General features: G+C 53.0%; 1 protein-coding gene. It reads right to left on the bottom strand.

Annotated elements, in window-relative coordinates; translation table 11 throughout:
* A partial coding sequence (locus MM817_RS16480) for a 3'-5' exonuclease (protein WP_241717144.1) occupies positions 1-472 on the bottom strand: 472 nt, incomplete at both ends.

Genomic DNA, 472 nt, shown 5'->3' with positions numbered 1-472 from the left:
CGTATAGCCAGCAGGGCGCTCCCTCTGATCTGCATGGGTAAGAACTAGTCGCCTCTTGGCGCGTGAAACCCCGACAAAATATGCGCAGCGGTTTTCAGCCTGATTGCCAAAGAAGATTTCGTTTTCGACGGCCATGATGATGACCGAATCGAACTCAAGACCTTTGCTCTTGTGGATGGTCAGAATTCGTACCGCTTGGTCGTCTGAAAAACGCTCCAGGGCTTTAGGCAAGTCTGGCTCCAGCTTGAGCAACTCTTCGATGCGCGTCCTGGTGTTTCGGACGACCTCTTTGAGCCGTTCATGGGACTCATAGTCCGGCGACAGCGCCACGAGGGTTTCGAGACTGATTTGCTTCAAGAAGACTCGAACAAACTCCCACCAGCCAGAAGAAGGCTCCGCGACCAGGTCAGCAATAGCCGCTTCTTTCCGTTGTTGCTTGATTAGTCGATCAAGATCCTTGCGAGCATTCGAC

The organism is Sulfoacidibacillus ferrooxidans (genome assembly GCF_022606465.1).
GTDB classification, from domain to species: domain Bacteria; phylum Bacillota; class Bacilli; order Alicyclobacillales; family SLC66; genus Sulfoacidibacillus; species Sulfoacidibacillus ferrooxidans.
This window is presented reverse-complemented; position numbering and strand designations above follow the sequence as displayed.